25 protein-coding genes and 1 pseudogene are annotated in these 23,737 nt (G+C 70.3%); 13 read left to right on the forward strand and 13 right to left on the reverse strand.

Annotated features, from left to right (window positions below):
* Window positions 1–174: 174 nt before the first annotated feature.
* The 3 genes from AMETH_RS38075 to AMETH_RS37020 all read right to left on the reverse strand — a co-directional run bounded on the left by AMETH_RS38075 (window position 175) and on the right by AMETH_RS37020 (window position 1,866).
* Window positions 175–327, reverse strand: a complete 153-nt coding sequence (locus tag AMETH_RS38075; protein ID WP_017982794.1) for a hypothetical protein — start codon at window positions 325–327, stop codon at window positions 175–177.
* A gap of 80 nt (window positions 328–407) precedes the next feature.
* Complete coding sequence (locus AMETH_RS19375; RefSeq protein ID WP_017982795.1) at window positions 408–1,313, reverse strand: coiled-coil domain-containing protein; 906 nt, start codon at window positions 1,311–1,313, stop codon at window positions 408–410.
* A gap of 40 nt (window positions 1,314–1,353) precedes the next feature.
* Entirely contained in the window at window positions 1,354–1,866 is a 513-nt protein-coding gene (locus AMETH_RS37020; RefSeq protein ID WP_323806955.1) for a helix-turn-helix domain-containing protein, read from the reverse strand.
* Window positions 1,867–2,021: 155 nt separating this feature from the next.
* On the opposite strand from AMETH_RS37020, the gene AMETH_RS19385 reads away from it, so the two are divergent.
* Window positions 2,022–2,453: an Hsp20/alpha crystallin family protein gene (locus tag AMETH_RS19385; RefSeq protein WP_017982797.1), complete on the forward strand. Its 432-nt coding sequence runs from the start codon at window positions 2,022–2,024 to the stop codon at window positions 2,451–2,453.
* Between the two features lie 1,139 nt (window positions 2,454–3,592).
* Here the strand turns inward: AMETH_RS19385 and AMETH_RS19390 are convergent.
* Window positions 3,593–4,276, reverse strand: a complete 684-nt coding sequence (locus tag AMETH_RS19390; RefSeq protein WP_017982799.1) for a hypothetical protein — start codon at window positions 4,274–4,276, stop codon at window positions 3,593–3,595.
* A gap of 528 nt (window positions 4,277–4,804) precedes the next feature.
* Between AMETH_RS19390 and AMETH_RS19395 the strand changes: the two genes are divergently transcribed.
* Window positions 4,805–5,917, forward strand: a complete 1,113-nt coding sequence (locus AMETH_RS19395; protein WP_017982800.1) for a hypothetical protein — start codon at window positions 4,805–4,807, stop codon at window positions 5,915–5,917.
* An 86-nt stretch (window positions 5,918–6,003) separates the two neighbouring features.
* The gene (locus AMETH_RS19400) at window positions 6,004–6,528 is read left to right on the forward strand and encodes a hypothetical protein (protein ID WP_223842870.1); all 525 of its coding nucleotides are present in this window, start codon (window positions 6,004–6,006) and stop codon (window positions 6,526–6,528) included.
* Window positions 6,529–6,844: 316 nt separating this feature from the next.
* Here AMETH_RS19400 and AMETH_RS37025 read toward each other — a convergent pair whose 3' ends face one another.
* Window positions 6,845–6,967, reverse strand: a complete 123-nt coding sequence (locus AMETH_RS37025) for a hypothetical protein (protein ID WP_017982802.1) — start codon at window positions 6,965–6,967, stop codon at window positions 6,845–6,847.
* Between the two features lie 322 nt (window positions 6,968–7,289).
* On the opposite strand from AMETH_RS37025, the gene AMETH_RS35920 reads away from it, so the two are divergent.
* Window positions 7,290–7,628 (forward strand): hypothetical protein, encoded by a 339-nt coding sequence (locus tag AMETH_RS35920; RefSeq protein ID WP_017982803.1) that lies wholly within the window; start codon window positions 7,290–7,292, stop codon window positions 7,626–7,628.
* A gap of 135 nt (window positions 7,629–7,763) precedes the next feature.
* Here the strand turns inward: AMETH_RS35920 and AMETH_RS19420 are convergent, their stop codons facing one another.
* From AMETH_RS19420 to AMETH_RS19430, 3 genes are all read right to left on the reverse strand, one after another.
* Window positions 7,764–9,239 carry an aldehyde dehydrogenase gene (locus tag AMETH_RS19420; RefSeq protein ID WP_017982804.1) on the reverse strand — a complete coding sequence of 492 codons (1,476 nt, stop codon included), beginning with the start codon at window positions 9,237–9,239 and terminating at the stop codon, window positions 7,764–7,766.
* A gap of 138 nt (window positions 9,240–9,377) precedes the next feature.
* The gene (locus AMETH_RS19425) at window positions 9,378–11,003 is read right to left on the reverse strand and encodes a flavin-containing monooxygenase (protein WP_017982805.1); all 1,626 of its coding nucleotides are present in this window, start codon (window positions 11,001–11,003) and stop codon (window positions 9,378–9,380) included.
* A 32-nt stretch (window positions 11,004–11,035) separates the two neighbouring features.
* Window positions 11,036–11,965, reverse strand: coding sequence for an alpha/beta hydrolase (locus AMETH_RS19430; protein WP_017982806.1), 930 nt, complete (start codon window positions 11,963–11,965; stop codon window positions 11,036–11,038).
* 192 nt (window positions 11,966–12,157) lie between these two features.
* Between AMETH_RS19430 and AMETH_RS19435 the strand changes: the two genes are divergently transcribed.
* Complete coding sequence (locus tag AMETH_RS19435) at window positions 12,158–13,480, forward strand: sigma-54-dependent transcriptional regulator family protein (protein ID WP_223842871.1); 1,323 nt, start codon at window positions 12,158–12,160, stop codon at window positions 13,478–13,480.
* On the forward strand, window positions 13,477–13,809 hold the full coding sequence (locus AMETH_RS40440) for a helix-turn-helix domain-containing protein (RefSeq protein WP_223842872.1): 333 nt from the start codon (window positions 13,477–13,479) through the stop codon (window positions 13,807–13,809). The genes AMETH_RS19435 and AMETH_RS40440 overlap by 4 nt, the downstream gene beginning before the upstream one ends.
* 52 nt (window positions 13,810–13,861) lie before the next feature.
* On the opposite strand, the gene AMETH_RS19440 is transcribed toward AMETH_RS40440, so the two are convergent.
* Window positions 13,862–15,244, reverse strand: coding sequence for an NAD-dependent succinate-semialdehyde dehydrogenase (locus AMETH_RS19440; protein WP_017982808.1), 1,383 nt, complete (start codon window positions 15,242–15,244; stop codon window positions 13,862–13,864).
* 146 nt (window positions 15,245–15,390) lie between these two features.
* Here AMETH_RS19440 and AMETH_RS19445 point away from each other — a divergent pair, with 146 nt between their 5' ends.
* Both AMETH_RS19445 and AMETH_RS19450 read left to right on the forward strand, forming a co-directional pair.
* Window positions 15,391–16,470 (forward strand): alcohol dehydrogenase, encoded by a 1,080-nt coding sequence (locus AMETH_RS19445; RefSeq protein ID WP_017982809.1) that lies wholly within the window; start codon window positions 15,391–15,393, stop codon window positions 16,468–16,470.
* A 67-nt stretch (window positions 16,471–16,537) separates the two neighbouring features.
* Window positions 16,538–16,897: an MmcQ/YjbR family DNA-binding protein gene (locus AMETH_RS19450; protein WP_017982810.1), complete on the forward strand. Its 360-nt coding sequence runs from the start codon at window positions 16,538–16,540 to the stop codon at window positions 16,895–16,897.
* Here AMETH_RS19450 and AMETH_RS19455 read toward each other — a convergent pair.
* Together AMETH_RS19455 and AMETH_RS38080 are read right to left on the reverse strand one after the other, a co-directional pair.
* On the reverse strand, window positions 16,864–17,382 hold the full coding sequence (locus AMETH_RS19455) for an AMP-binding enzyme (RefSeq protein WP_017982811.1): 519 nt from the start codon (window positions 17,380–17,382) through the stop codon (window positions 16,864–16,866). The two genes, AMETH_RS19450 and AMETH_RS19455, sit on opposite strands and share 34 nt — an antisense overlap.
* A 397-nt stretch (window positions 17,383–17,779) precedes the next feature.
* The gene (locus AMETH_RS38080) at window positions 17,780–17,920 is read right to left on the reverse strand and encodes a hypothetical protein (protein ID WP_156131693.1); all 141 of its coding nucleotides are present in this window, start codon (window positions 17,918–17,920) and stop codon (window positions 17,780–17,782) included.
* A gap of 28 nt (window positions 17,921–17,948) precedes the next feature.
* On the opposite strand from AMETH_RS38080, the gene AMETH_RS41620 reads away from it, so the two are divergent.
* Together AMETH_RS41620 and AMETH_RS37030 are read left to right on the forward strand one after the other, a co-directional pair.
* Entirely contained in the window at window positions 17,949–18,074 is a 126-nt protein-coding gene (locus tag AMETH_RS41620) for a hypothetical protein (protein WP_267283440.1), read from the forward strand.
* A gap of 8 nt (window positions 18,075–18,082) precedes the next feature.
* Window positions 18,083–19,233, forward strand: a pseudogene (locus AMETH_RS37030) (IS3 family transposase).
* A gap of 229 nt (window positions 19,234–19,462) precedes the next feature.
* On the opposite strand, the gene AMETH_RS19475 reads toward AMETH_RS37030, so the two are convergent.
* Together AMETH_RS19475 and AMETH_RS19480 are read right to left on the reverse strand one after the other, a co-directional pair.
* Window positions 19,463–19,762, reverse strand: coding sequence for a helix-turn-helix domain-containing protein (locus AMETH_RS19475; RefSeq protein WP_017982814.1), 300 nt, complete (start codon window positions 19,760–19,762; stop codon window positions 19,463–19,465).
* Between the two features lie 22 nt (window positions 19,763–19,784).
* The gene (locus tag AMETH_RS19480) at window positions 19,785–20,858 is read right to left on the reverse strand and encodes a tyrosine-type recombinase/integrase (protein ID WP_017982815.1); all 1,074 of its coding nucleotides are present in this window, start codon (window positions 20,856–20,858) and stop codon (window positions 19,785–19,787) included.
* A 27-nt stretch (window positions 20,859–20,885) separates the two neighbouring features.
* Here AMETH_RS19480 and AMETH_RS37035 point away from each other — a divergent pair, with 27 nt between their 5' ends.
* From AMETH_RS37035 to AMETH_RS19490, 3 genes are all read left to right on the forward strand, one after another.
* Window positions 20,886–21,179: a hypothetical protein gene (locus AMETH_RS37035; protein ID WP_081617557.1), complete on the forward strand. Its 294-nt coding sequence runs from the start codon at window positions 20,886–20,888 to the stop codon at window positions 21,177–21,179.
* Window positions 21,180–21,466: 287 nt separating this feature from the next.
* Entirely contained in the window at window positions 21,467–22,387 is a 921-nt protein-coding gene (locus tag AMETH_RS19485) for an ABC transporter ATP-binding protein (protein WP_017982817.1), read from the forward strand.
* On the forward strand, window positions 22,384–23,736 hold the full coding sequence (locus tag AMETH_RS19490) for an ABC-2 family transporter permease (RefSeq protein ID WP_017982818.1): 1,353 nt from the start codon (window positions 22,384–22,386) through the stop codon (window positions 23,734–23,736). Before AMETH_RS19485 ends, AMETH_RS19490 begins: the two co-directional genes overlap by 4 nt.
* Window position 23,737 lies beyond the last annotated feature (1 nt).

Below are 23,737 nucleotides of genomic sequence, written 5' to 3' on the forward strand. Positions count from 1 at the left end.
CGCGGTCCCGTTCCTGGAGGCGGCATGGCCGTGCCTCTCGGAAAGGCGCCGGTGGTGATCAGGCGGCAGCCGGTTCTGGCAGGTCCGCCCGGGCTGTCTCCGCGCCGACGCAGCCCGGGCACCGGACCTCGTCACCGATCAGCCCGATCAGGCTGAGCATGCCGGTCTCGCCCGTCAGATCCCGAACAGCGCCGGGGTGAACGCCCGGTCGGGCAGCGGATCGGGTGTGCCCCGGTCGGCGTCCGGCTGCGCCGTGCCGTCCCCTTCCGCGTCGGCGGGGCGGAGAGCGGACCGTTCGCGATCGCTGGTGATCGTCGTGTTTGCCATGAGAAGAACCCTTCGCACACAACCAACATCGACTGGCACCCCGGCCGGGCCGGGGCACCGGGCCATGGGGTGACCTGGTATCACGCGGCGGCGGGAGCGCCCTCCAGGTCGTCCCGGGCGGGCGCTGGTGCCCGCGCCGGAAGCGGGGCCAGCTGGGCGGGCACCTCGACCGCCACCGGGTCGGGCTCCGGCGGGTCGTCGTGGAGCAGGGGGAGGGCCTTGGCCAGGAGTTCGCGGGCGGTGCGCAGCTGGGCGAGAGCCTCGTCGCGGGCCCGGTGCAGCTTGCGCACGACCTCCTCGGCCTCGCGCACCATGGTTTCGGCCTCGGCGCGTGCGGCCGAGCGCAGGGCGTCGACCTCCTGCTTGGCGGCTGCCCGGCGGGCCTGCAGGTCGCGCTGGAAGTCCCGTTCGATCTCGGCGCGCCGCCGGGCGGCTTGCTCGTCCAGCGCCGCTCGCTCGGCGTGCGCCCGGGTCGTCATGGCTTCCACGTCGGCGCGGGTGCGGTCGAGCAGGTCCTGGTGTTCGCGTTCCAGGGCCTGGCGCCGCCGGTCCAGCTCGCCGATGAGGTCGATGTGGCGCCTGCGCAGTTGTTGGGCGGCTTCCTGGGCGGCGGCCCAGCTGGTGTCGGCGGCGGCGCGGGCGCGGGCGGTGATCTCGGCGGCCTCGTCCTGCGCCAGCTCGACCATGCGCCGCATTCGGTACGAGAGGCCCTCGTCGCTGATGGGGGTGCGGCACACCTGGTCGAACCGGTCCTGCAGCCGCCGCAGCGCCGCGCGGGTCGATTCGAGTTCGGCGGCGAGGTCGTCGCGCTCGCTGATCGCCGCGTCCCGGTCGGCGGCCAGCATGGCGAGCTCGGTTTCGGCCTGCTGGACCCAGTGCTGAACCTGGGGCCGGTCGTAGCCGCGCCATCTGATGTCGAAGCCGGTGCGCAGGGGGACGAGCTCGGTGTCGTCCCGGCGCGCGGGGGTGGTGCTGTCAGATCCCACTTCGCTTTCTCCCTCGGTCGCACCCCTGCCGTCTTCCCGACTAGTGGGCAGGGGCGACGGTCACGGAACGTGGTACAAGCAGCCGAACAGCTGGGGCACCCGGCGCGGGTGCCCGGTGGTAGCGCACGTCAGCCCGGTGGCGGGGGAATCCCCCGCCACCGCGTTTCGCGCGGTGCGCCGGTCGCGGTCGTGCCCGTCCTGCCGGTGGAGCTGCGCACGCAGGTCCTCGAGCTGGGTTTCGGCGGCCGCGAGGCGCTGCTCGGTGTCGGCCAGCTGGTCCTGCAGACCGATGATGCGGGCCGGCGGCGGCGAGGGTGTGGCCCTGGTCGAGCTGCTCCCGCAGCCGCGCCACCTGGGTGAGCTGGCGGCGGGAGTAGCGGCGGTGACCGCCTTCGGAACGTTCCGGGCGCACCAGGCCGGCCGTGTCGAGGTTGCGCAGGAACGCCTCCTGCACGCCCAGCACCTTAGCGGCCTGCGCGGTGGGGAACGCCGGGTAGTGCGGGTCGTCGAGCTTGTCGAGATCGGCCACCGCACCTCTCATGCCGGGCAACATCCTCGCCTGCCTGCTCCAGGTTAGCTACACCAAGTCCTTAATCTAAACGATAGCCTATGATGAACTAAATCTGCAGTGTCGGGAACAGATTTGGTGAGTGCGGCGTTGTAAGGGTCGACCGAACCGACACACAGGAGAACGGAGGTGCATGGTCGATGTTGATGCGGACTGACCCGTTCCGGGAGCTGGACCGGCTGACCCAGCAGTTCTTCGGCAGCACCGGCACCGTGACGCGGCCGGCGGCGATGCCCATGGACGCCTACCGGTCCGGTCACGAGTACGTGGTGCAGTTCGACCTGCCCGGTGTCGCGCCGGAGTCGATCGACCTGAACGTGGAGCGCAACATGCTCACCGTCAAGGCCGAACGCCACCCGGACTACGCCGACGGTGCCGATGTGCAGGTGTCCGAGCGGCCGCGCGGGGTGTTCTCGCGGCAGCTGTTCCTCGGCGAGGCACTCGATGCCGACAACATCAAGGCCCACTACGACGCCGGGGTGCTGACGCTGCGGATCCCGGTGGCCGAGCAGGCCAAGCCGCGCCGGATCGCTATCACCGGCGGCCGCGAGGCGAAGCAGATCAACGCCTGACACTCGCACCGGTGCCCGGTGAGCTGGCGATGCGGGCCCCCTGGGCGACAACAACCCCGCCCAGCGGGGCCTCGCGCACCGCAGAATAAGCGCGCGGCGAGTACACGCCGAAAGCGTGACCGCCGTCCTCACCGGGGCAAGGGAGGCGAACGGTGAGCGAGATCGATCTGCGTGACAGCCTGCAGCAGGCGCGCGACCAGCTGGCCGCGGCCGAGCAAGTCCTCACCGCGTCCGCGCCGACTCCAGCCGCTCTGTACAGGCGTCGACGGCGCCATGCAGATCAGCGCCGCGCTGGACCCTGGGCCAGACCGTGGTGCGACGGGCACCTACCGCCCTCGACCACACCAGCGGGCCGCACCTGGAGGAGCTGCTGGCCGACCCGCGCGCGATGCACGGGTGCCTGATCACCGGCCACAAGCTGCCGCACCAGCCCGCGACGACCTGCAGATCTTCTTCACCAACCCAAACGCCGCCCCCGGAAGGACGCTGGGACCCCACAGTCTGCGGCGGTCGCCGGACCGGCAGCGCCGCTGCCCCCGCCGGAACCAGCCATCCTGGGAAGGATGCCCACATGCACGCGGCGGACGGGGACACGGAGTTAAGACCGAGTGCCGCTTGGCATCACCGGCGCTTCTCGGCATCGGCAACGCTCAATTCGACAACAATGCACAGCGACCCCAACGTCGCGTAGAAACCCACGTACGCGCCGGTGAGCAGGTGCGCCTCGCGCCGCGGCAGTCCCCTGATCAACGGTCGTGGATGAAGGGCATTCCCAGCAGCACGGGATCGACTCTTGCTGCTCGTTGGCGTTGGCGGTCGAGGTCGGCCGCCTTGCGGGCGGCGGTGTTCGCGCTGACTGTGAGCCGTCGACTTCGCCCAGCCAGTTGTTCATCTTCGCCTCGGTGATGCGGTCGTGCAGGTTGCGCACGATCTCGGCGAGGCGATCACCTAGCACGCATCCCGAGACTTCCGCTGATCGAGGTGCTCATCCGACGGATGGCCACGCCGCCGACCACTGCGCGGGTTCTTGCTGTCGCCAGCGACGCTGCAACGCCATGCAAGCCCTTACCGCGTCGGTGCCGGCGGTGAGTTGCTCAGCTGGCGGCTTTCCAGGGCCTCTTCTTCGGTCATAGGGCAGCTCAGCTGGGCAGACGCCAACCGGATGATGACCTCTTCGCCGCTGCGATTGCCGGGTACGGGTGGTCGAAGCCGCGGTCGCATTCGGCTTTCAGTGGCTTGTAGACGTCGTAGATCGCCTGTCCCATAGCGTGATCGTTAGGCCAGAGCGAAGTCAGAGCGAGCTGCAACGCCCCGTCCGACGTCTGATTCATCTCGGCGTCTTCGACGTGCTCACCCAGCCCGGGGAACACGAGCACGCTCGCGGAGGCAGTGACCTCCTCCAACGGGGCCTCTAGGCGGTACCCGGGGTGTCTCGACTTGATCTCCTGCGTCCACAAGTAACTATCCGCGCGGGCCACTCCCTGGCAAATGCCGAGGTACCCCTTGACATCAAGATCCGGCGGTGCCGTGGGGTCCCGGCGCCCATAACGCTTCCACCAGGGCAGCCGCTGCAGGATGGGAGACCGCAGCGCGTCCGACGTCAGTGCCGGGTCGAAGCAGTAGAACAGGTCCGGCCTGGCCGGATCGCACGGCGCCGGACCTCCCGGTACGACCTTGGAACGGGGCACCGCCGAGGTGGATGCAGGCGCAAGACTGGATGCTGGCCCTGCCGGGGTGGGCCTGGGCGAGTCGTCCCTGCTCGCCGAGATCGCCACGACCACCACGCCGAGCACCGCCACCACGGTGACCACCGCGACGATCAACCAGGCTGTCCGATTCGGGTTCCGCGAGCCACTCGCTGCGGCAGGCTGGTGCTGCCAGGACGGCGGCGGGAGCGACGTGGGCGGTTCCCGGGCGGCAGTACGTGGCGCCCCGCTCGTCAACCCAGGCACCCGGATGCGTCCGCGACGGCCAGACCGGGCGGCCACAGTTCGGGCATCGGGCCTGCGGCAGGCCGCCGTTGCTGCTGGTCATGACCGGCCCACCCCAGAATCGCCCAGCGCGCTCACCACGCCACCCCCACACGAGAACGTCGATCAACTCCCCAGCGTCACGATAGCGCCACCACCCCTCCCTGCGCGGGTGATCTCGCACGACCACCGGCGATCCGGGCCGGCAGACCGCGGGCAGCCGCGCGCCGGATGCACCGAAAGCGGCTATCTGTGCTGCTCAGACCGCTGCGCTGGCTACAATGTCGATCGCACGAGGGGGAGAACACGAACCATCCACAATGGCCTGGACAGCCGCGCCCGCACGGGAATCCACCGCACCCCGGTCCGTATCCGCCGCCGGTGTACCCGCAGCCCTACCCGCCGCTGGCCTATCCCCAGCCGCCTGCTCGGCCGCCCCGGCGCCGGCGCGGCACGCTCATCGCCACCTGCATCGCGCTGGTCGCCGTCGCCGCGATCGCCGCGACGCTCGTGATCACCCTGCGCCCCAGCGCGCCACCGGCAGCCGCGATCACCGAGTACCAAGCTCCCGCGAACGGGTCCGGCTACGACACCGCTGTCTGGGACCAGCCCATCCCGCTGCCGGTCGGGGCGAACCTGTGTTCCTGGATGCCCGAGATGGCGGAAGCCTCCGGCAGCCTCGGCGGCGGCGTGGTCCGCACCAGTGATGGCAGCGTCGAGGGCGGCCCCGGCTGCTCGTTCAGACTCGCCGACGGCAACGTCATCCAGGTCCGCAACGGCCCCTTCTACGCGATCAACCAGTACACCAGCGTGCTCGAGGCCGCGACCTTCGCCGGCATCCCCGGCCGGATGTACTCCTTCATCCCCGCCGACGACCCCGACGTCACCTGTACCGCGCAGCTGGCCGGCCGATCCATCGCGGTACCTGCCGTCGACGCATTCGCCCTCGACAACAACGGCGACCAGCAGGCCATGTGCGCGCTCGCCCGGCAAGGGATGGAGCTGCTCGCCCGGCGTTACGTGCCGCTGCCCGGCGGAACACCTGCCCGCGACGCCATCCAGGACCTGCCCCCCGGCGCGCTGGATGCGACATCGGCGTGCGACCTCGCCGGAACGGCCCTCTACCACCTCAACGTCTCCTACCGCGAAGAAGCGCGGCAGCGCGGCAGCACCGCACTGGGCACCACCTGCATGTCGGCCGGGCAGGAGAACACCGCGACCTTCCTGCTGACCACCGGCACACCCGGCCTCGCCGGAGTCCCCCCGGTCGCCGGCGCGAAGGTCACCACCAGCCGTTTCGGCACCTCCTACACGCTGCGCCTGGAGCAGGAACTCGCCCGGTGCACCGCCAGCCTCGAGTTCACCGGCGGCAAGGTGTTCCAGCTGACCACCGGGCCGGACCGAAACAAGCCGGACAACTCCGCCTGCCAGGCAGCCCGCGTCGCCCTCGCCTACGTCGTCCGTCAGCAACTTCTGGACTCGACCTTCCCGTAGCCGCACCGTCACGGTCACCGAGACCGCGGAGCCCGAGGAGGCCCGGCCCCCGCCGGAGTCGCGGACCTGCCGCCCACCCGCACAGCGTGAGGACAACGTTGAACCGTCGCCGCATCCTGCCGATGATCGCCACCGCCCTCTGCGGCGCACTCGCCACAACCGGTTGCACCACGGCCACCGCCGGCACCCCCGGCCCAGCATCAGGCCTCAGCCCCGGCACCGACGTCTTCGCGGGAATGAACGCCTGCCGCGTGCTGGACCAACTCCTCACCGGGCAAGGGTTCAACCCCGGCGAGAACAAGAGCGCCCGCAACGAATGCACCGCCAACAAATCCCGATACGGCGCCTACTCCCTCGCCCTCGACCCGGTGCAAGGCCTGGCCGCCTTCCGCGAGAACAACCCCGGCGCCGCCCAGATCCGCATCAACGACCGCCCAGGCCTCTACATCTACGACACCGGCTTCCAGCTCTGCGCCCTGGCCATCGAGATCACCGAACAATCCCGGGTCCTCGTCATCGCCTCAATGATCAACTCGCCGCAGGACCAAACCTGCCACAACGCCAAAAGCCTCGCCGAACGCCTCGAACCCTCCCTGCCCACGCCGCCCTGAGGATGTCGAGGCCGAGGTGTACATCGACGCTGGGCAGGCGTAAGGGGTTCCTCCGTGGTGCGGCTGGGGGTTGTCGGAACGCTCGCCGCAGGAAGGAGTGATCGACGACCACAGCGCCAGCCCCCTCGGCCGTCGAACGAGGCATCATTGCCGAGTTCGACCGCACGTAATCCTTCGGCCTGGCACACGGACCGCTGGTCCAGCTGTTCCAGGTATCAACACAGCGCCGCCAGACGAGCGACGGGTCGGTGCGCTCTCTCTGTGTCCCTGATTTCCGAAATGCTGACGGGCCGGCGAGTGGGACGATGTCGCGATGTCACGCCTCCCACGCCGCGAGTTCGTCCTCGGGAAGCGGATCGTCGAACGAGTCCGGCACGCGGCAGGGCACGAAACCCAACTCCCTGTCCGGCGGCTCCTCAACCGCCACCAACTTGGCCATCGGCCTACCCACACCTTTCCTCACGAGGGTCAACACGGTGGAGCGCTCACGCCCGCGCAGCAGCGGTGAGTGCCGGGCGGTGCGGCGGGGGGTGGTCCCGTTCCAGCAGTTCCAGATGCCCCAGATAGCGATGGCGAACGCGGTTCGTGTGGCGGCTGGAGTGGCCCGCCAGCACAGTACGGACTCGGCCCAGCGTTCCGCAGCCTTCGGCTCATGGCCGGCGGCGATGAGCCGAGGTATGAGGAACGCTGTGTCAACGGCCGGGTTGCCCCACCGAGACCAGGCGCAATCCACAACCCGCGCACTGTCATCGCTGGCGAAGATGTTGAGCGAGTGCAGGTACTTCGAGACGGTGAAGCTGTACTGGGCCGAGTACGAGAAGACGCTCCGGTCAGCGCTCACCCAGGTCCCGCTGCTCCCCGCGTTGCGGGAGGTCCTGGTGATGCCCGCGCAACTCGGAACCGTGGCCTCCGACCCGCAGGCCCCGCACGGCTGCGTGATGGGCAACACCGTCGCGGAACTCGTCCCCCACGACGCCGAAGCCAGCACGCTCGTCACCGACGCGTTCGCCCGGTTCGCCGACGTGATGATCGAGCCGCTCCGGCAAGCCCGGGAACGCGGGGAAGTCAGCACCGCCTCCCCGCCCGAAGCGCAGGCGTAGCGCCTGCTCGTCCTCGCCCAGGGCACCTCGCTCCTGGCGCGCACGGGAACCGGCCCGGCGACCGCCACCGCCGCGATCGACGCCGCCTTCGCGGGACTACGCGCGGAGGACTGACCAGGCAGCGGGCAGACGGGCTCAGCCGAGCGTGAACGGGTCGCGCGTGCCGCCGGTCAGCTCGACCCACACCGACTTCGTCTGGGTGTAGGCCTCGATCGCGTCCACACCGTTCTCCCGGCCGATGCCGGACTGGCCGTAACCGCCGAAGGGGACACTGGGCGCCACGACCCGGTAGGCGTTGATCCACACCGTGCCGGCCCGGACCCTGGCCGCGACGCGGTGCGCCCGGTGCACGTCCTTGGTCCACACGGCGCCGGCGAGACCGAACGCCGTGTCGTTGGCCAGTTCCACCGCCTCGTCCTCGTCGTGGAAGGTGAGCGTGGACAGCACCGGGCCGAAGACCTCCTCGCGCACGACCGTGGACTCCGGACCGACCCCGGTCAGCACGGTCGGTTTGACGAACAACCCGCCCAGCCCCGCGTCGGCGGCGCCGCCGTAGGCGAGGGTCGCGCCTTCCTCCTGCGCGGTCTTCAGGTAGTCCATGACCTTGGCGTATTGGGGTGCGTTGGCAACCGGGCCCATCTCGGTGCCGGGGTCCATCGGATCGCCGAGTGCGATCGTCGCGGCGCGGTCGGCCACCAGCCGCACCAGTTCGTCGTGCACCGACTCGTGCACGACCAGACGCGAGCCGGCCATGCAGGTCTGCCCCGTCGCGGCGAAGACCCCGGCGACGACACCGTTGGCCGCAGCCGCCAGGTCGGCGTCGGCGAAGACGATCTGCGGCGACTTCCCGCCCAGTTCCAGCGTCACCGGGTTGAGGTTGTCCGCCGCGGCGTGCGCGACGCGGCGCCCGGTGGCGGTGGAGCCGGTGAACGCGACCTTGTCCACGCCAGGGTGCCCGGCCAGCGCGGCACCCACCTGCGGGTCCTGGCTGGTGACGACGTTGACCACGCCGGGCGGGAACCCGGCCTGGTCGAACAGCTCCGCGAACGCGACCGAGGAGGCGGGGGCGTGTTCGGACGGTTTGACGACCACCGTGCAGCCGGCGGCGAGCGCGGGCGCGAGTTTCCAGGTGAGCAGCAGCAGGGGCGAGTTCCACGGCGTGATCGCGGCGACCACCCCGATGGGCTCCTTGCGGGTGTAGACGAGGTAGTCCGGGTTGGGCGAAGGGATCTGCCGTCCCTCGACCTTGTCGGCCAGGCCCGCGTAGTAGTGGAACCAGGAACTCAGCCCGGCCATCTGGCCGATCATCTCCCGGTACAGCTTGCCGGAGTCGCTGACCTCCAGCCGGGCCAGGCGTTCGGCGTTGCCGGCGATCACCTCCGCGGCCCGGCGCATCAGCCGGGCCCTGGCGAACCCGGTCGTGCCACCCCACTCCCCCGTCAACGCCGACCGGGCGGCCGCGACCGCCGCGTCCACGTCCACCGGCGCGGCGTCGGCCAGCTCGGCCCACGCCTGGCCGGTGTAGGGGTTCACCGACCGGAACGTCGCCCCGGACGTCGCGTCCACCGGCTTGCCACCGATCACCAGCTTGAAGCGCTCGAACTCCGCCATCGGTCCGTCCTCGTCGACGAGTGCGTGACGTTGTCGTTCCACGGTAGGCGCGGCACAGCCCGCGGGCCACCCTGAACCAACCCGGCGGGACCGTGGGGGTGCCGGTCCCGGCCGGCACCCCCGCCGGGTGAGGGCTGCTCAGACGGCCGCCGTCGCGTTCTCCCGGGTCAGCTCGAAGCCGGTGTATCCAGCGTCGGCGACCTCACGCAGCTTCGCCCGGTAGGCGCCGAGCCCCGCGAGGTAGAACATCACTGCGTTGCGCTTCCCCGGGATGTTCGCCCCGAAGATCCACGAATCGGCCTTCGGGAACAAGGTCATGTCCGCGATCTCCGCGCACGTGGCCGTCCACGCCTCCTCCGCGGCCGCGGTCGGCTCGACCGTGCGCACCCCGGTTCGCTCGGCGTGGCGGATCAGCTCGCCGATCCAGTCGACCTGGGTTTCGATGCTCGGCGGCAGGTTGGTGAAGGGGCCGTTCGGGCCGAGGATCATGAACATGTTCGGGAAACCGGCTGTGGACACGCCGAGGTAGCTGGTCGGCCCGCCGGTCCAGTGCTCGCTGATGTGCCGCCCACCGCGGCCGCGCAGGTCCATCGCCCGGTAGTTGCCGTCGACCGCGTCGAACCCGGTCGCGAACACCAGGACGTCGAGTGGGTGCTCGGTCCCGTCGGCGGTGCGCACGCCGGCCGGGGTGATCTCGCGGATCGGGTTCTCCTTGATCGAAACCAGCTCGACGTTGTCCCGGTTGTAGGTCTCGTAGTAGCCCTCGTTGCACAGCGGGCGCTTGGCGTAGAGGTCGGTCGGGGTGAGCTTGCGCGCGGTCTCCGGGTCGTCGACGATCTCGGCGATCTTGGCACGGATGAACGCCGCGGCGGCCGCGTTCGCTTCCGGGTTCGTGGCGATGTCGCAGAACGTGCCGAACATGAACCGGAAGCCGTTGCCCTTGTCCCAGGCTTCCTGGAACACCTTGCGACGTTCCTCTTCGGACACGCTCATCGCCTCGACGCCGCTCTCCTCGAACCCGAACGCGACGACGGAGTTGCGGACCTGGTCCCAGATGGCGTCGAAGTTCTCCTTGGTGCCGTCCACTTCGGTCTGGTCCACCGGGCCGTTGCCGGACGGCACGCAATACTGCGGCGAACGCTGGAAGACGGTGAGGTGGCTCGCCGTCTTCGCGGCCGCGATGATGAACTGGGTGCCGGTCGACCCGGTGCCGATCACCCCGACCCGCTTGCCCGTGATGTCCAGGTCGTCCGGCCAGGCGTTGGTGTGCACCAGGCGGCCGGCGAAGCCGTCCCGGCCCGGGATGTCGGGGATGTTGCTCTTGGCCAGCAGGCCGAGCGCGTTGACCAGGTAGCGCGCCGTGGTGGTCTCCCCAGTGGCGGTGGTGACCGTCCACAGGTCGCTCTCCTCGTCGAAGACCGCGCCGGTCACCTCGGTGTTCAGCCGGATGTCGCGGCCGAGGTCGAAACGCTCGACGACGTGCTCGAGGTAGGCGAGCACGTCCGCCTGCTCCAGGTAGCGGGTCGTCCAGTTCCACTCCCGCAGCAGATCCTTGTCGAAGGAGTAGCGGTAGACGAAGCCCTCGGTGTCGGACTTGGCACCCGGGTACCGGTTGAAGTACCAGGTGCCGCCGACGCCGCCGCCCTTCTCGAAGGCCGTGACGGACAGGCCGAGTTCGTTGCGCAGCTTGTGCAGCATGTAGATGCCGCCGAATCCGGCGCCGATGACGATCGCGTCGACGTCCGGGGTATGGGTGGTGCTCATGGTCGCTCCTTGGAGTCGGGGACGGGCGCGGCTCAGCCGCGGTACCACTTCGCGATGGCGGCGATCTCCGCGTCGGCCTCGGGCGCGTTGCCGGCCAGGAACGGGAAGACGTGCTGCATGCCCTCGCCGATCGACAGGGTGACGTCGACCCCCGCCGCCTCGGCCTTCGCCGCGACGCGGGTGGCGTTGTCGAGCAGGGATTCGGCCGAGCCGGCGTTGACGTAGAGCCGGGGGAAGCCGGTGAAGTCGGCGTACAGCGGGTTCGCCAGCGGCGTGCGCGGATCGATCTTGCCGTCCGCGAGCACGCCGGCGATCATGCCGTCGAGCAGCGGCACGCTGATCAGGGCGTCGGTCGCGTCGTTGGTCACCAGCGTGTCGCCGGAGTTCTCCATGTCCAGCCACGGTGAGAACGCGATCACCCGCCCCGGCAGGGGCAGGCCCCGCTCCCGCAGCGCCAGCGGGATGGCGATGGCGAGGTTCCCGCCCGCCGAGTCGCCGACCGTGGTGATGTCGTGCGGGCGGACGCCCCGCTCGGTCAGTGCCGTGAACGCCGCGACACCGTCCTCGACCTGGGCGGGGTGGGGGTGCTCGGGCGCCCGCCGGTAGTCGAGGACGAAGGCGGTGACGCCGGCGGCCTTGGCCACGTGCGCGGCCAGCTTGCGGTGGCTGGACGCCGAGCCCACGGCGAAGCCGCCACCGTGGGTGTACAGCATCACCTGCGAGCTGTCCGCGCCGGCCGGCAGCGCCCAGATGCCGGGCACGCCGCCGACGGTGTCCTCGCGGTAGGTGACGTCCTCGGGCTCCCGCGTGGGCTGGTGCCACTCGTCGAAGATGCTGCGGAACAGGCGCGTGGTCAGGCCCGGCGTGGTGGCGATGATGCCCGCCCAGTCCGCGTAGAGCGCGCGCAGGGCGTCCGCTCCCGCCGACGTGCCCGGCGGGCGGGTCGATGGCGCCGTTGTCATCTGGTTCCTCCTCGAACTCGTCAGGGGCCGCACGGCGGCCGCTGTGGGGTGGGACTCACTGTGGCGAGCGGGCGGCGCCGCCGGTTGTTCCGTTTCGGAACGACCGCGGGTGTTCCAGAACGGAACACCGCACGCGGCCGCGGTGGCGGCTCCGGTGTGTCCGGACAGCTCGGGACGGACTACGAGGCAACGATGCGTCGAGACGACATCCCCCACTCGCCGGACCTGTCGCGGGACCTGTCGCGGGACCAGCGGGAACGGATCCGCCGCACCCGGGAGGCGCTCGTCCGCGGCGGGCTGCTGGCCGCGCCGCCGGGTCGCAGCGGCGTGCCGCGGCACATCGAGCAGAGCCGGCGGCGGTGTGTGGGCGAGGCGGTGCCGGTCACGCCCGACCACGTCGACTACCGCGAACCGGAGGACAACCGGACGACGCTCAGCCGCGCCGCCGAGCCGGTGCTGGAACGGCTGAAGGACAGCCTTGCCGACGTGCCGGTGGCCATGGTGCTGTCCGACGTCACCGGCCGGATCGTGGTGCGCCACGCCGCGGTGCGCCGTCAGCGCGAGGTGATGGACCGGGCACGGGCCGCCGAAGGGTTCGATTACTCGGAACGCTCGATCGGCACGAACGGCATCGGCACGTGGAACGCCGCCCCGTGCTGGTTCGCGGCCCCGAGCACTACAACGCCCTGCTCGAGGACCTCACCTGCGCCGGCACCCCGATCATCGAACCCGGCGCCGGCCGCGTCATCGGCTCGTTCTCACTGGCTCGTGCACGGCTACCTGTCCCTGGACCCGGCGAACACCGCCACACTCGTCGTCGACGAGGACACCGTGCTCGCCAACCGCCTCGGGCTCAGCCACACCGGACCGGACTTGCATCCGTTGCTGTGGCGGTACCTGAGCGAACACGGCCCGGACCGGACCCGGCGCATGCGGGTGCCGCTCGCCGACGGCTCGCACGGCGCCCTGGTCGAACCGATCCGGGACGCCGGCAAAGCCGCTTACAGCGTGAAACTGTTGTCCCGGCACCCGAGCTCGCTGGCAGGCGGCGGCGCCACCGGCGCGGTCACCCCACCCGTGGTCGGTGACCTGCTGCACTTCGACGACCAGGTGAACCGGCAACTCGAGACCGTCGTCCGGCACCGCGAACTGATCGCCCTGACGGGGCCGAGCGGCACCGGGAAGCTCCGCACCGCAGTGCGCGTGCTGGGCCGGCAAGGCACCCCTGATCCGCTGGTCGTCGAACCCCACCTGGAGCCCGGCTGGTTCGGGGACGCCGCGGCGGCTGTCGCGGACGGACGCGGCCTGGTGATCCGCAGGATCCACCACGACCCCGTCCCGTCGGTGGCGCAGGTGCGGGCCCTCGCCGCACGGGGGTCGCGCTCGCGTTCACCGTGGACCTCGACGCCGCCGGTGACGCGGCGGTCGGCCTGGTGCGGCAGGTCGCCACCACCGTGCGGCTGCCGGCCCTCGCGCACAGCCTCGAACACCTGCCCGCGCTGGTCCGGACCGTGAGCGCCGAACTTCCGGAACCGGAGTCGGCGACCACGTTCGCCGCGCCGGCGTGGGACCGGCTGATGTCCTGGCACTGGCGGGGCAACCTCGCCGAACTCCGCAACACCGTGGCCTTGCTCGCCCGCCGCGCCTGCGGGGGCACCGTCGACGACCTGCCCGACAAGCTGCGCACGCCCCGGCGCTCGCTCAGCCTGCTGGAGTCCGCCGAGCGCACGGCGGTGGTCGGGGCGCTGCACGCCGCGGGCGGCAACCGCAGCCGCGCGGCCCAGGCGCTCGGCATCGGCCGCAATACCCTCTACCGCAAGATGCGGGAGTTCGGGATCACCTGAGCGGACCACCCGGCCGGCGGCCCGTCGACGAGCTGCCGGCCGGAGACCGGACTCACGACCGGACGCGCGGGATCCGGACCAGCTTCTTGTTGGCGAACTCGCTGATGCCCAGCTCGGACAGCTCCCGCCCGACGCCCGACCGCTTCACGCCGCCGAACGGCAGATCCGGTGCGCTCTTGCTCGTGCCGTTGATCCACACCATGCCGCACTCCAGGTCCCGGGCCAGCGCGCGGGCCCGCTGGACGTCGGCGGTGTAGATCGAGGCCGCCAGCCCGTACGGCGACTCGTTCGCCAGCGCGACCGCTTCCTCCACCGATCCGGCCTGGTGCACCACGGCGACCGGACCGAACAGCTCCTCGGAGTAGGCCCGCATCCCGGGCGTCACGTCCGTGAGCACCGTGGGCTCGTACCAGGCGCCGGGACCGTCACCGCGGCGGCCGCCGGTGTGCAACGTCGCCCCCTTCGCCAGCGCGTCCGCCACCTGCTCTTCGAGGTCGTCCACCACCTGGTGCGAGGACAGAGGCCCCAGCCGGGTGGCCGGGTCGGCGGGCTCCCCCGGCCGCCACTGCCGCATCCTGGCGACGAACTTGTCGAGGAATGCGGCGTAGACGTCCGCCAGCACGATGAACCGTTTGGACGCGGTGCACGCCTGGCCGCCGTTGAACAGGCGGCCGCCGACCGCGTCGTCGACGGTGCTGTCCAGGTTTTCGCCGTCGAGCACGATGAACGGGTCGGAACCGCCGAGTTCGAGCACGTACTTCTTCAGGTGGCGGCCGGTGATCTCAGCGACCGCGGAACCGGCACGTTCGGAGCCGGTCAGGGACACGCCCTGCACTCGTGGGTCGCCGATGAGGTGCGCGATCTGCCCGCTGTCGGCGAACAGGTTGACGTAGGCCCCGTCCGGCGCGCCGGCCTCGGCGATGAGGGCCTCGACCGCCAGGGCCGCCTGCGGGCAGTTCCGCGCGTGCTTGAGCAGGATCGTGTTGCCGAGCACCAGGTTCGGCGCGGCGAACCGCGCCACCTGGTAGTAGGGGAAGTTCCACGGCATGATCCCCACCAGCACACCGATCGGCTCGGTGCGCACGACCGCTTCGCCGCCGCCCGCGACGTCCAGCTGCCGATCCGCCAGGAACCGCGCGCCGTGCTCGGCGTAGTACTCGTAGATGGACGCGACCAGCGCGACCTCGCCCTTCGCCTGGGTGATCGGCTTTCCCACCTCCAGGGTCAGGATCGCGGCGAGTTCGTCCGCCCGCTCCCGGTGCAGCTGCGCGATGCGGCGCAGCAGGGCCGCGCGCTGCCCGGTTGGCACCTCGCGCCACGACCGGTAGGCGGCGTGCGCCCGGGCCAGGGCGTGCTCCACCTCCTGGTCGGAGGCCGCCGGGAACTCTTTGACGAGCTCGCCGGTCGCCGGATTGATGGTGCGGTAACCGCTCATGGTCTCCTCGTTTCGGTGCGGCGGGTCATGGCGAGCATGCGGCAGGACCGACACCACCGAGGTGTTCCGAATCGGGACACCTCCCGGCCGTGGCCGCGCTGGTACCAAAGATCCACCGGCCAGTTCCCGATGTGAGGTGGGAGAACATGCACGCGTTCGCGGTCACCGGAGAAGGCGCCGACGTCACCGACGTGGAGGTGCCGACTCCGGAGCCAGGCGGCCACGAGGTTCTCCTCAGGGTCGAACGGTCCGGTGTCTGCCACACCGACACGCACCTGCGTCAGGGCTTCTACGACCTCGGCGGTCGTGGCAGCCTCCGGCTGGCTGACCGCGGCATGACGTATCCGCTGGTGATGGGGCACGAGGTGGTCGGCACGGTGGTGCGCATCGGCGACCAGGTGACCGGGCACCGCCCGGGCGACGTGCGCCTGGTGTACCCGTGGATCGGGTGCGGCGAGTGCACCGAATGCGGGCACGGGCGGGACAACCACTGCGCGGCAGGCCGGAACCTCGGTGTCGCCCGGCATGGCGGCTACGCCGAGTACATCCTGGTGCCCGACGAGAAGTACCTGGTCGGGATCCAGGGGCTCGAACCGGGCTGGGCTGCCACGCTGGCGTGTTCCGGCCTGACGGCCTTCAGCGCCGTCCACAAAGTACTCCCGCTGCCCCCGGACGAGCCGGTGGTCGTGATCGGCGCGGGCGGCGTCGGGCTCACCGCCATCGCGACCCTGAAAGCCCTGGGCCACGCGGCCATCTGCGCCGTCGACCTGTCGGCGGAGAACCTGGCGGTCGCGGCGGAACTGGGCGCCACCACCACCGTGGTGGCCACCCACGGCGCCGCGAGCAAGGACATCGTCAGGGCGTGCGGTGGCCCCGTGGCGGCGGCGATCGACTTCGTCAACAACGGGGCCACCGCCACCGCGGCCTTCGACGCCCTCCGCAAGAACGGGCAGCTCGTCCAGGTAGGACTGTTCGGCGGCGAGCTGACCGTGCCCACCGCGCTGATGGCCCTGAAGATGATCACGATTCGCGGCAGTTTCGTCGGCACCCCGGCCGAGCTGTCCGCACTCGTGGACCTGGCCCGGCGCGGCGCGCTGCCGCACATCCCCGTCATCGACGCTCCCCTCACGGCCGACTCCGTGCGCGAGGCCTTGGACAGGCTGGCGAACGGCGGCGTGGGCGGCCGGATCGTGCTCCGCGCGGCGGGTTCGCCGCGCGGATCCTGAAACGCGCTCCACCCGAGGACACCGGTGGTCGGCTACGATGGTCGGTTTCCGGCCGGGGAGGTGTGTCATGGCGGTGCTCGACGACGTTCGCGCGCTCGGCACGGAACTCGAGCGCTCCTATCCGGTCTACGTGCGCGGCCAGCTGAAGTTCCGGGTCGGGCAGATCGTCTACGTCGCGTTCTCCGCCGACGAGACGGTGATGGAGTTCGCGTTCCCGAAGGAGGAACGCGCCGCGCTCGTCGGCGGTGAGCCGGAGAAGTTCCGGCTGCCCGCGCAGTCGGACATGCGGTTCAACTGGGTCCACGCCGTGCTCGCCGCGCTGGACCCGGCCGAGGCCCGCGAGCTCGTCGTCGACGCGTGGCGCATGGTGGTGCCGCAGAAGGTCTCCCGCGCCTACGACCTCGCCCATCCCGGCGGCCCGGGCTGAGTCCCCGAAGGCACCTCTTGCACAGCCGGCCGTCGGCGCAGGACCGCTCGCAGGATCTTGCCGGACACGGATTTCGGGATGGCGTCGAGGAATTGCACGCGCCGCACCTTCTTGTGCGGTGACACCCGCGCCGCGACGTAGCTCATCACCTCCGCGGCGTCCAGCCGGGCGCCGGGGCGGCGGACCACGAACGCCTTCGGGATCTCCTCCCCCTCCTGGTCCGGCACGCCGACCACCGCGGCGTCGTCGATTCCCTCGTGGGCCAGCAGCAGCGCCTCCAGTTCGGCGGGCGGCACCTGGTAGCCCCTGTACTTGATCAGCTCCCTCACCCGGTCGACGATGGTGAACACGCCGTCCGCGGTCACGGTCGCGATGTCGCCGGTGTGCAACCAGCCGTCAGCGTCGAGGGTGGCCGCTGTCGCCGCCGGGTTGTGCGGGCGCTGGGAGCCTTGATTATCGAGCTGGGCGAACTGGTGCAGCGCCACGCCGGCCTCGGAACCCCTGCCGCCGACGCTGGTGACGATCTCCCGCCGCCGTGACCCAACCGGCTGCCCTGCTCACGCTGGCAGTCGGTCTCCCCGTGAGCTCCTCGTGCTACTGGCCCTCGTGCAACTGCGCCAGCGTCGCGAAAAGCAACGAGCAGCCAACCCCCGGTCCGTCGCCGCGATAACCGGCCACGTCGAGTTCGCTGCTACCTGGCTTCGGCTCGCGCTCCCGGCGAGCGCATTCGAAAAGAGCAGCGATGACGAGGCGGGGCTTGACGAGGCATCGGGGAGCCCGGTGGTAGTGCGCTGGCTGAGCCGACGAGAGGCAGCCCGGTGGCTCGCCGTCCGCCGGGCGTTCGGCCGGCTTCTGCGTCAGCTCCGGCGAGCGCCGCGGTGGTCAACGCGCGATGTTGCCAGCAGGCTGCGTTGATCTTGGCTTGATCTGGTGTTGATCGAGCACGGACTCACCGAACCGGACCTGGTGCGCCTCGCCGCCGTCCTCGACGTTGACCTCCGCGAACTCATGCGCGGCCTCCACGCCCCACGATCTCCTGAGGAGTAGCCCAATGACTTCGACCGCCCTGCCGTTGCACGTCACCTCCAACCACACCCTGCGCGTGAAGATCATTGACGCCTGCGGGATGACCTTGAACTGTCACGGGTTGGGGGCCGCTTCCTTGCGTGAGGATTGATGGTCACTATGTCGAAGCGTTACCCGCCCGAGGTTCGGGAGAAGGCCCTGCGTCTGGCTCTTGATCACCTGGAGGAGTAGGGGTCCGCCTATGCCGCTGCGCATGCGATCGGGCCGCGGGCGGATGTGCATCCGGAGACGTTGCGGGTGTGGATCGTGAAGGCGCTCAAGCAGCAGCCCCTGCGGGGCGGGCCGGGCGCGCGGGCCGCTGGTGAGCTGGCGGCGGCTGAGCGTGCCGAGTTGGACAGGTTGCGCAGGGAGAACCGTGAGCTCAAGCAGTCCAATGAGATCCTGAAGCTGGCCTCGGCTTTTTTCGCAATCCAGATCGCGCCCCGGACCTACCGCAAAGCCCGTCGACGGTCGCCATCAAGCCGGGACATCGCTGATGCGCGTGTGGAGAACGCCCTGCGTGGCGTGGCAGGCAAGCCTGAGGCGATGTACGGCGGCGGAAGATGACCCGCTGGCTGCGCCGCCAGGGACATGACGTGGCGTTGTGCACCCCTCGACCGGATCATGCGCCAACTCGGCCTCAACGGAGTGACCAGAGGCCGGGCACCGCGGACCACGATCCGCGCCGCGGACGGCGTGCGAGCCGGTAACCAGCTCAACAGGGACTTCACCGCCCAGGCCCCGAACCAGGCCTGGGTCGCCGACTTCACCTACGTCTCGACCTGGACCGGATGGGCCTACGTGGCGTTCGTGTTCGACGTGTACTCGCGCACCATCGTCGGCTGGACCGCGGCGAACCCGAAAACCACCGCGCTGGTCTCCCAAGCGCTGAACATGGCGATCTGGCGACGTGATCACTACGGGCATCCGGTTGAGCCGGGCCTGATCCACCACAGCGATGCCGGTTCGCAATACACACAGTCGCGTTCACCGAATCCTCTGCAGTGCAAGGACTCTCCGCGTCTATCGGCTCGGTGGGTGATGCCTACGACAACGCGCTCGCCGAGTCCATCATCGGACTGTTCAAAACCGAGGTCGTCAACCGGCACGGACCATTCAAAACCCTCGCCATGGTCGAATACGCGGTCATGGAATGGGTCGACTGGTACAACAACGCCCGCCTCCACTCCCGGCTGGGCTACCTCACCCCCGTCGAGTATGAACACGCCTACTACGCTCAACACCAGCCACGCCAACCGGCGATGGTCTGACACCGAAGCCGGTCCCCAACCCGTGACGGTTCAGGGTGCTGCGGCGCTTTGGGATGACACAAGGCGCACAAGCCTGCCGAGAAAAAGTCCACGGTGGACGAGCATCGGCGGCAAGGTGGCGCGGTGTGCGGCCCGCCGGGCATGCAGTCGTAACAGCGGGCGTTGCGCTGACCCGACCAGGCGACTGGCTTGACGTTGCAACCGGGGCACAGCCTCGGGGGACCACTTTTCACGCGGGGGGCTCTGACCTGTTGCGGCCCAGCCGTGGTGTGATCGCCGGCCCGCCGGTGGTGGCTTCCGTGCGCGCCTTGGGTGCCCGCTCGGCGACTTTGTCCGGTTCGCAGACCAGGAGGTCGGTGGGCTGGCAACCCAGCACCGAGCACAGCACGTCCAGGTCATCGAGCCGGATGGTGGTCGGCGTTGTGGTCCACCAGCCCGACATCTTCCCGGCGCTGATCTCCAGCCCGGCCTCAGCCAGGCGACGCCGCAACTCGGAGGACTTCCAGATCCCTGCCTCGGCGGCCTTCATCCTCAGATTCCAGCGCATCGGATCACCCTTCCCGATCAATCAGCCGCGCCGCGATCCGGTCGTTGGCGACCGCCCAGGCATGTTCGATGTGGTCGTCGTGGACGTGCACGTAGCGGGTCGTCGTGGACAACCACTCGTGGCCCAGGAGTTCTTGCACGGCTTTGAGGTCGACGCCTCGGGCATACAGCGACGAGGCGCAATAGTGCCGCATGCCGTGTGGCGACAGACGCCCGCTCCACGCCGGGAGGTGCTTCGCGACTGCCCCGGTGAATCCCGATCGCAACGAGTTGACGCCCGCGCGCCGACAGCGTCCGGTGTCCCGGTCGCGGCGTTCGCTGGGCAGCAGTGGCGCGTCCGGATCCGCCCAGTCATCACCGAACTGGTGGCGCACATCGGTCAACCACCACGTGAGCAGCGCGTCGGCGCCGTTGCTCGCGGGAACCAGTCGCGTCTTGTGGCCGCGGCCACGGCTTCCTTTGCCGTAGCGGACGTGCAGTTTGCCGAGTTCCCCCAGATCCGGCCGCCAGTCCCGCACGTCGAGCATGGTGGTTTCGGTGATACGCAGCCCGACCCGACGCCACAACGACGCTGCCAGGTAATCCCGAGCCGCCGGCAGGTACTTCCGCGGTCTGGGCACCACCGTGCGCCAACCAGTGAACAGCAGGTCGACATCGTCATCGGACGGCGGAACCCGGGCCTGGCCGTAATCCCGATTGACCGGCCGGTTGAACTCATCGATGGGCTGTACCAGCACATGGCCCGTCAACGCGTGGACGTCGCCCTGGTAGCGGGCGATCAGGAAGTCGAACAACTGCGCCAGCGCGAGCGACTTCTTGTAGACAGTGGATCGTGCCAGTCCCCGAGCCTTGCGCTGGTCACGCAAGAACCTGTCGGCATCCTCGGCGTGCGCCGTCCACAACGGACGTCCAAGGAAGCGCGCAAACTCGAAGATCACCATCCGGTCCTGCCGGATCGTTTCATCGCCCACCGCGGCCAGCAGATACTGGTCAATCAGTTCCTGCTCGAAGTCCTCCAGGTCCTGCGGAGTACACAACCGTCGCCCGCTGCTCAGCGACCGGACCACCGCGAGCGCCATCCACACCCCGATTCACCAGGAGCGACCATGCGTCGCGATGTCCGACGATCTTTCAGCAATCCCGACCAAACGTCAACCTATCCTCGCGATCGCGCGAACCCACGGCTACCTGCAAGAAGGCGTGACCAGGGCTTCTCCAGCCCGGAGGAACTCGTAAGTGTTCTGACAGTCACCTTCGCGGCCGAGGGCCCCGGCAGCGTCGTGGACGAGATCATGCGCCGCGCCTGGCTCTCCGGCGCCCGGCTGCTGGCAGTCCGGCGCGACGACGTGCCGGGCGGTGGAGACATCGCGGGGACGCTGCGCTACACGCCGACGGCGTGACGCCGGTCGGCTCGGTTTACAGGCCGCGCGCGAGAAAACCCGCCCTCTGAACAGCTTGGCGGCAGCTCGATTGCCCCTGCCCGTGATCTGAACCGCCACGGGTCCTGCGAGATCGAAAATCGCCGGCACCTCGGACGAGCCACGCGAGCCAGTCCGAAATGTCCACGATCGACGTTAGCGACGTGCCGGTCAGCGCGCGTTTCGCCGCCGTTCATCCAGCGGGCCGGGCCGAGTCACTTGCTGTGCCTAAGTTCCGGGGGCCGAGTTGTGAAGGAGCTGAGAAACCCATGCAGACTGTCCGGGCTCGCGGGATCAGCAAATACTTCGGGGACATCGTCGCGCTCGACGGTGTCGACCTGGATGTCGCTCCGGGACAGATCCACGGCCTGGTGGGCCCGAACGGCGCCGGGAAGACGACGTTGCTCGGCTTGTTGCTGGGCCTCGCCGTCGCCGACGAGGGCGACCTCGAAATCCTCGGCACGCCTGCCCCGGCTGCGCCGCACGGGGTCGCCGGATTCGTCGACGGCCCCGGCCTGTACCCGTCGCTGACCGCGCGCCAGAACCTTACCGCGCTGGCCCGCCTCCGCGGTCTCGACACACGAACAGCCGGGATCGACGACGTGCTCGGCCAGGTCGGGCTCACCGATGTCGCCGACGACCGGGTCCGCGGGTTCTCCCTCGGCATGCGCCAGCGGCTCGGGCTGGCCGCGGCCCTGCTCACCGCACCCCGGCTCCTGGTGCTCGACGAGCCGTCCAACGGCCTCGACCCGGCAGGCAAGAACCACGTCCACGCCGTCCTGCACCGCCTGGCCGGCGAGGGCACCACCGCGGTGCTCTCCAGCCACCGCATGGACGACCTCGAGGCGCTGTGCTCCGAGGTCACCATCCTCGCCACCGGCCGCGTCGTCTTCTCCGGCCCCCTGGGCAAGCTCGCGGCCGAGAGCCAGGAACTCGACTACCGGCTGCGCACCTCCGACCCGGGCGCGGCCCGCGACGTCGCCGCCGCCACCCCGGGCGTCCGGCTCGCCGACAACGCCGCACGGGACACCGGCGACGCGCTCGTGGTGCGCGCCCCGGTGCCCGCCCTCGACGAACTCGTGGTCCGCCTCGCCGGTGCGGGCATCGCGGTGCGCGAACTCGCCCCCGTCGTCTCGCCGCTCGAAGCCGCATTCCTCGCCCTCACCGACCACCAGGAGTCCCACCGATGACCGCGACCGTGTCCGACGCGCCCGCCGCGCAGCCGGTCCCGGTCTTGCGCGGCTACCACTTCGAACTGGTCAAGCTCACCTCGCAGTGGCGGATCCGCCTGCTGGTCCTGGCCTGCTGGATCGCCCCCGCGGTGTTCGTCGCGGCGGTGAGCCTGCAGAGCTCGCTGCCCGTGGACACCCTCTTCGGCCGATGGATGAACGCCACCGGCTGGGCGGGTTCGCTGGTGATGCTCGGCTTCGCGGGCAGCTACGCGCTCCCCCTGCTGACCTCGGTGGTCGCCGGCGACGTGTTCGCCGCAGAGGACCGCCTCGGCACCTGGCGGCACCTGCTGGTGGCGGTCCGGTCGCCGCAGCGGATCTTCACCGCCAAGGCGCTGACCGCACTCACCGTCATCCTGGTACTCGTCGCCGGGATGGCGTTGTCCAGCGCCGTCGGCGGGATCCTGGCGGTCAGCGGCGGCCGCCTGGTCGGACTCGACGGCCACCTGCTCGCTCCCGCGGACGCCGCCGGAAAGGTGGCCCTCGCCTGGGTCTGCGTGCTCGCCCCGACCCTGGCGCTGGCCGCGATCGGCCTCCTCGGTTCTGTCGCGTTGGGACGGTCGCCGATGGGTCTGCTGCTGCCCGCGGTCGTCGCACTGGTGATGGGGCTGGCCCAGATGCTGCCGCTGCCGGTCGCCGTGCGCCTGGCCCTGCCCACCTACGCCTTCATCGCCTGGAACGGCCTGTTCACCGCTCCCGCCCAGCTCGGGCCGCTGCTGATCAGCGTCGCGATCGGTCTCGTGTGGGCGGTGGCGGCCACCGCGCTGGCGTACCTGGTGTTCCGGCGCCGGGACTTCACCAACCTCACCGACGACGGTTCCGCCCGCCGCGCGCTCACCCTCGGCGCGCTGCCGCTGGCCGGGCTCCTCGCCGTGACAGTCGGGGCCGTCGCGGTCTCGGTGCCCGCCGCGGGTTCCGGCATTGGGCAGGACAAGCTCCAGCGGTCGGTGGCCACGGCCTTCGCCCACCTCTACCGCCTGCAGACCACGCAACTCAACCGGCCCGACGTGACCGAGGACCAGCTGGGCGCCACGGCGGCCTGCACCAAGGGCGACGGCCTGGTCGCCCCCGAAGGCCCCGGCAACGAATGGCGTTGCGTCGTCTCCTGGCACCTCCCCGGCATCGAGGCCACCGGCACCGCCATCTACCAGCTCGATGTCACCCCGGACGGCCGGTTCGTCGCCGACGGCGACGGCCCGAAGGAAGTCAACGGCTACTTCCAGGTGCACACCCCCACCGGGGACACCCCGAACCCCCTCTGGCAGTTCGACGGCAACGTCGAACTCCTCCCCACCACCACGAAGGGATAGT

Origin of the sequence: Amycolatopsis methanolica 239 (assembly GCF_000739085.1) — a bacterium.
In the GTDB taxonomy this organism is placed as follows: domain Bacteria; phylum Actinomycetota; class Actinomycetes; order Mycobacteriales; family Pseudonocardiaceae; genus Amycolatopsis_E; species Amycolatopsis_E methanolica.

Excerpts from the sequence above, each read along its gene's own strand:
- AMETH_RS19430 (WP_017982806.1), bottom strand. The coding sequence starts at position 11,965 with ATGACAACGGCGCCATCGACCCGCCCGCCGGGCACGTCGGCGGGAGCG.
- AMETH_RS37025 (WP_017982802.1), bottom strand. The coding sequence starts at position 6,967 with ATGGCCAAGTTGGTGGCGGTTGAGGAGCCGCCGGACAGGGAGTTGGGT.
- AMETH_RS41620 (WP_267283440.1), top strand. The coding sequence starts at position 17,949 with ATGACTTCGACCGCCCTGCCGTTGCACGTCACCTCCAACCACACCCTG.
- AMETH_RS19480 (WP_017982815.1), bottom strand. The coding sequence starts at position 20,858 with ATGGCGCTCGCGGTGGTCCGGTCGCTGAGCAGCGGGCGACGGTTGTGT.
- AMETH_RS19485 (WP_017982817.1), top strand. The coding sequence starts at position 21,467 with ATGCAGACTGTCCGGGCTCGCGGGATCAGCAAATACTTCGGGGACATC.
- AMETH_RS37020 (WP_323806955.1), bottom strand. The coding sequence starts at position 1,866 with ATGTTGCCCGGCATGAGAGGTGCGGTGGCCGATCTCGACAAGCTCGAC.
- AMETH_RS19425 (WP_017982805.1), bottom strand. The coding sequence starts at position 11,003 with ATGAGCACCACCCATACCCCGGACGTCGACGCGATCGTCATCGGCGCC.
- AMETH_RS19440 (WP_017982808.1), bottom strand. The coding sequence starts at position 15,244 with ATGAGCGGTTACCGCACCATCAATCCGGCGACCGGCGAGCTCGTCAAA.
- AMETH_RS38075 (WP_017982794.1), bottom strand. The coding sequence starts at position 327 with ATGGCAAACACGACGATCACCAGCGATCGCGAACGGTCCGCTCTCCGC.
- AMETH_RS19450 (WP_017982810.1), top strand. The coding sequence starts at position 16,538 with ATGGCGGTGCTCGACGACGTTCGCGCGCTCGGCACGGAACTCGAGCGC.
- AMETH_RS19385 (WP_017982797.1), top strand. The coding sequence starts at position 2,022 with ATGTTGATGCGGACTGACCCGTTCCGGGAGCTGGACCGGCTGACCCAG.
- AMETH_RS19445 (WP_017982809.1), top strand. The coding sequence starts at position 15,391 with ATGCACGCGTTCGCGGTCACCGGAGAAGGCGCCGACGTCACCGACGTG.
- AMETH_RS35920 (WP_017982803.1), top strand. The coding sequence starts at position 7,290 with ATGTTGAGCGAGTGCAGGTACTTCGAGACGGTGAAGCTGTACTGGGCC.
- AMETH_RS19475 (WP_017982814.1), bottom strand. The coding sequence starts at position 19,762 with ATGAAGGCCGCCGAGGCAGGGATCTGGAAGTCCTCCGAGTTGCGGCGT.
- AMETH_RS19490 (WP_017982818.1), top strand. The coding sequence starts at position 22,384 with ATGACCGCGACCGTGTCCGACGCGCCCGCCGCGCAGCCGGTCCCGGTC.
- AMETH_RS19435 (WP_223842871.1), top strand. The coding sequence starts at position 12,158 with ATGCGTCGAGACGACATCCCCCACTCGCCGGACCTGTCGCGGGACCTG.
- AMETH_RS19420 (WP_017982804.1), bottom strand. The coding sequence starts at position 9,239 with ATGGCGGAGTTCGAGCGCTTCAAGCTGGTGATCGGTGGCAAGCCGGTG.
- AMETH_RS37035 (WP_081617557.1), top strand. The coding sequence starts at position 20,886 with ATGCGTCGCGATGTCCGACGATCTTTCAGCAATCCCGACCAAACGTCA.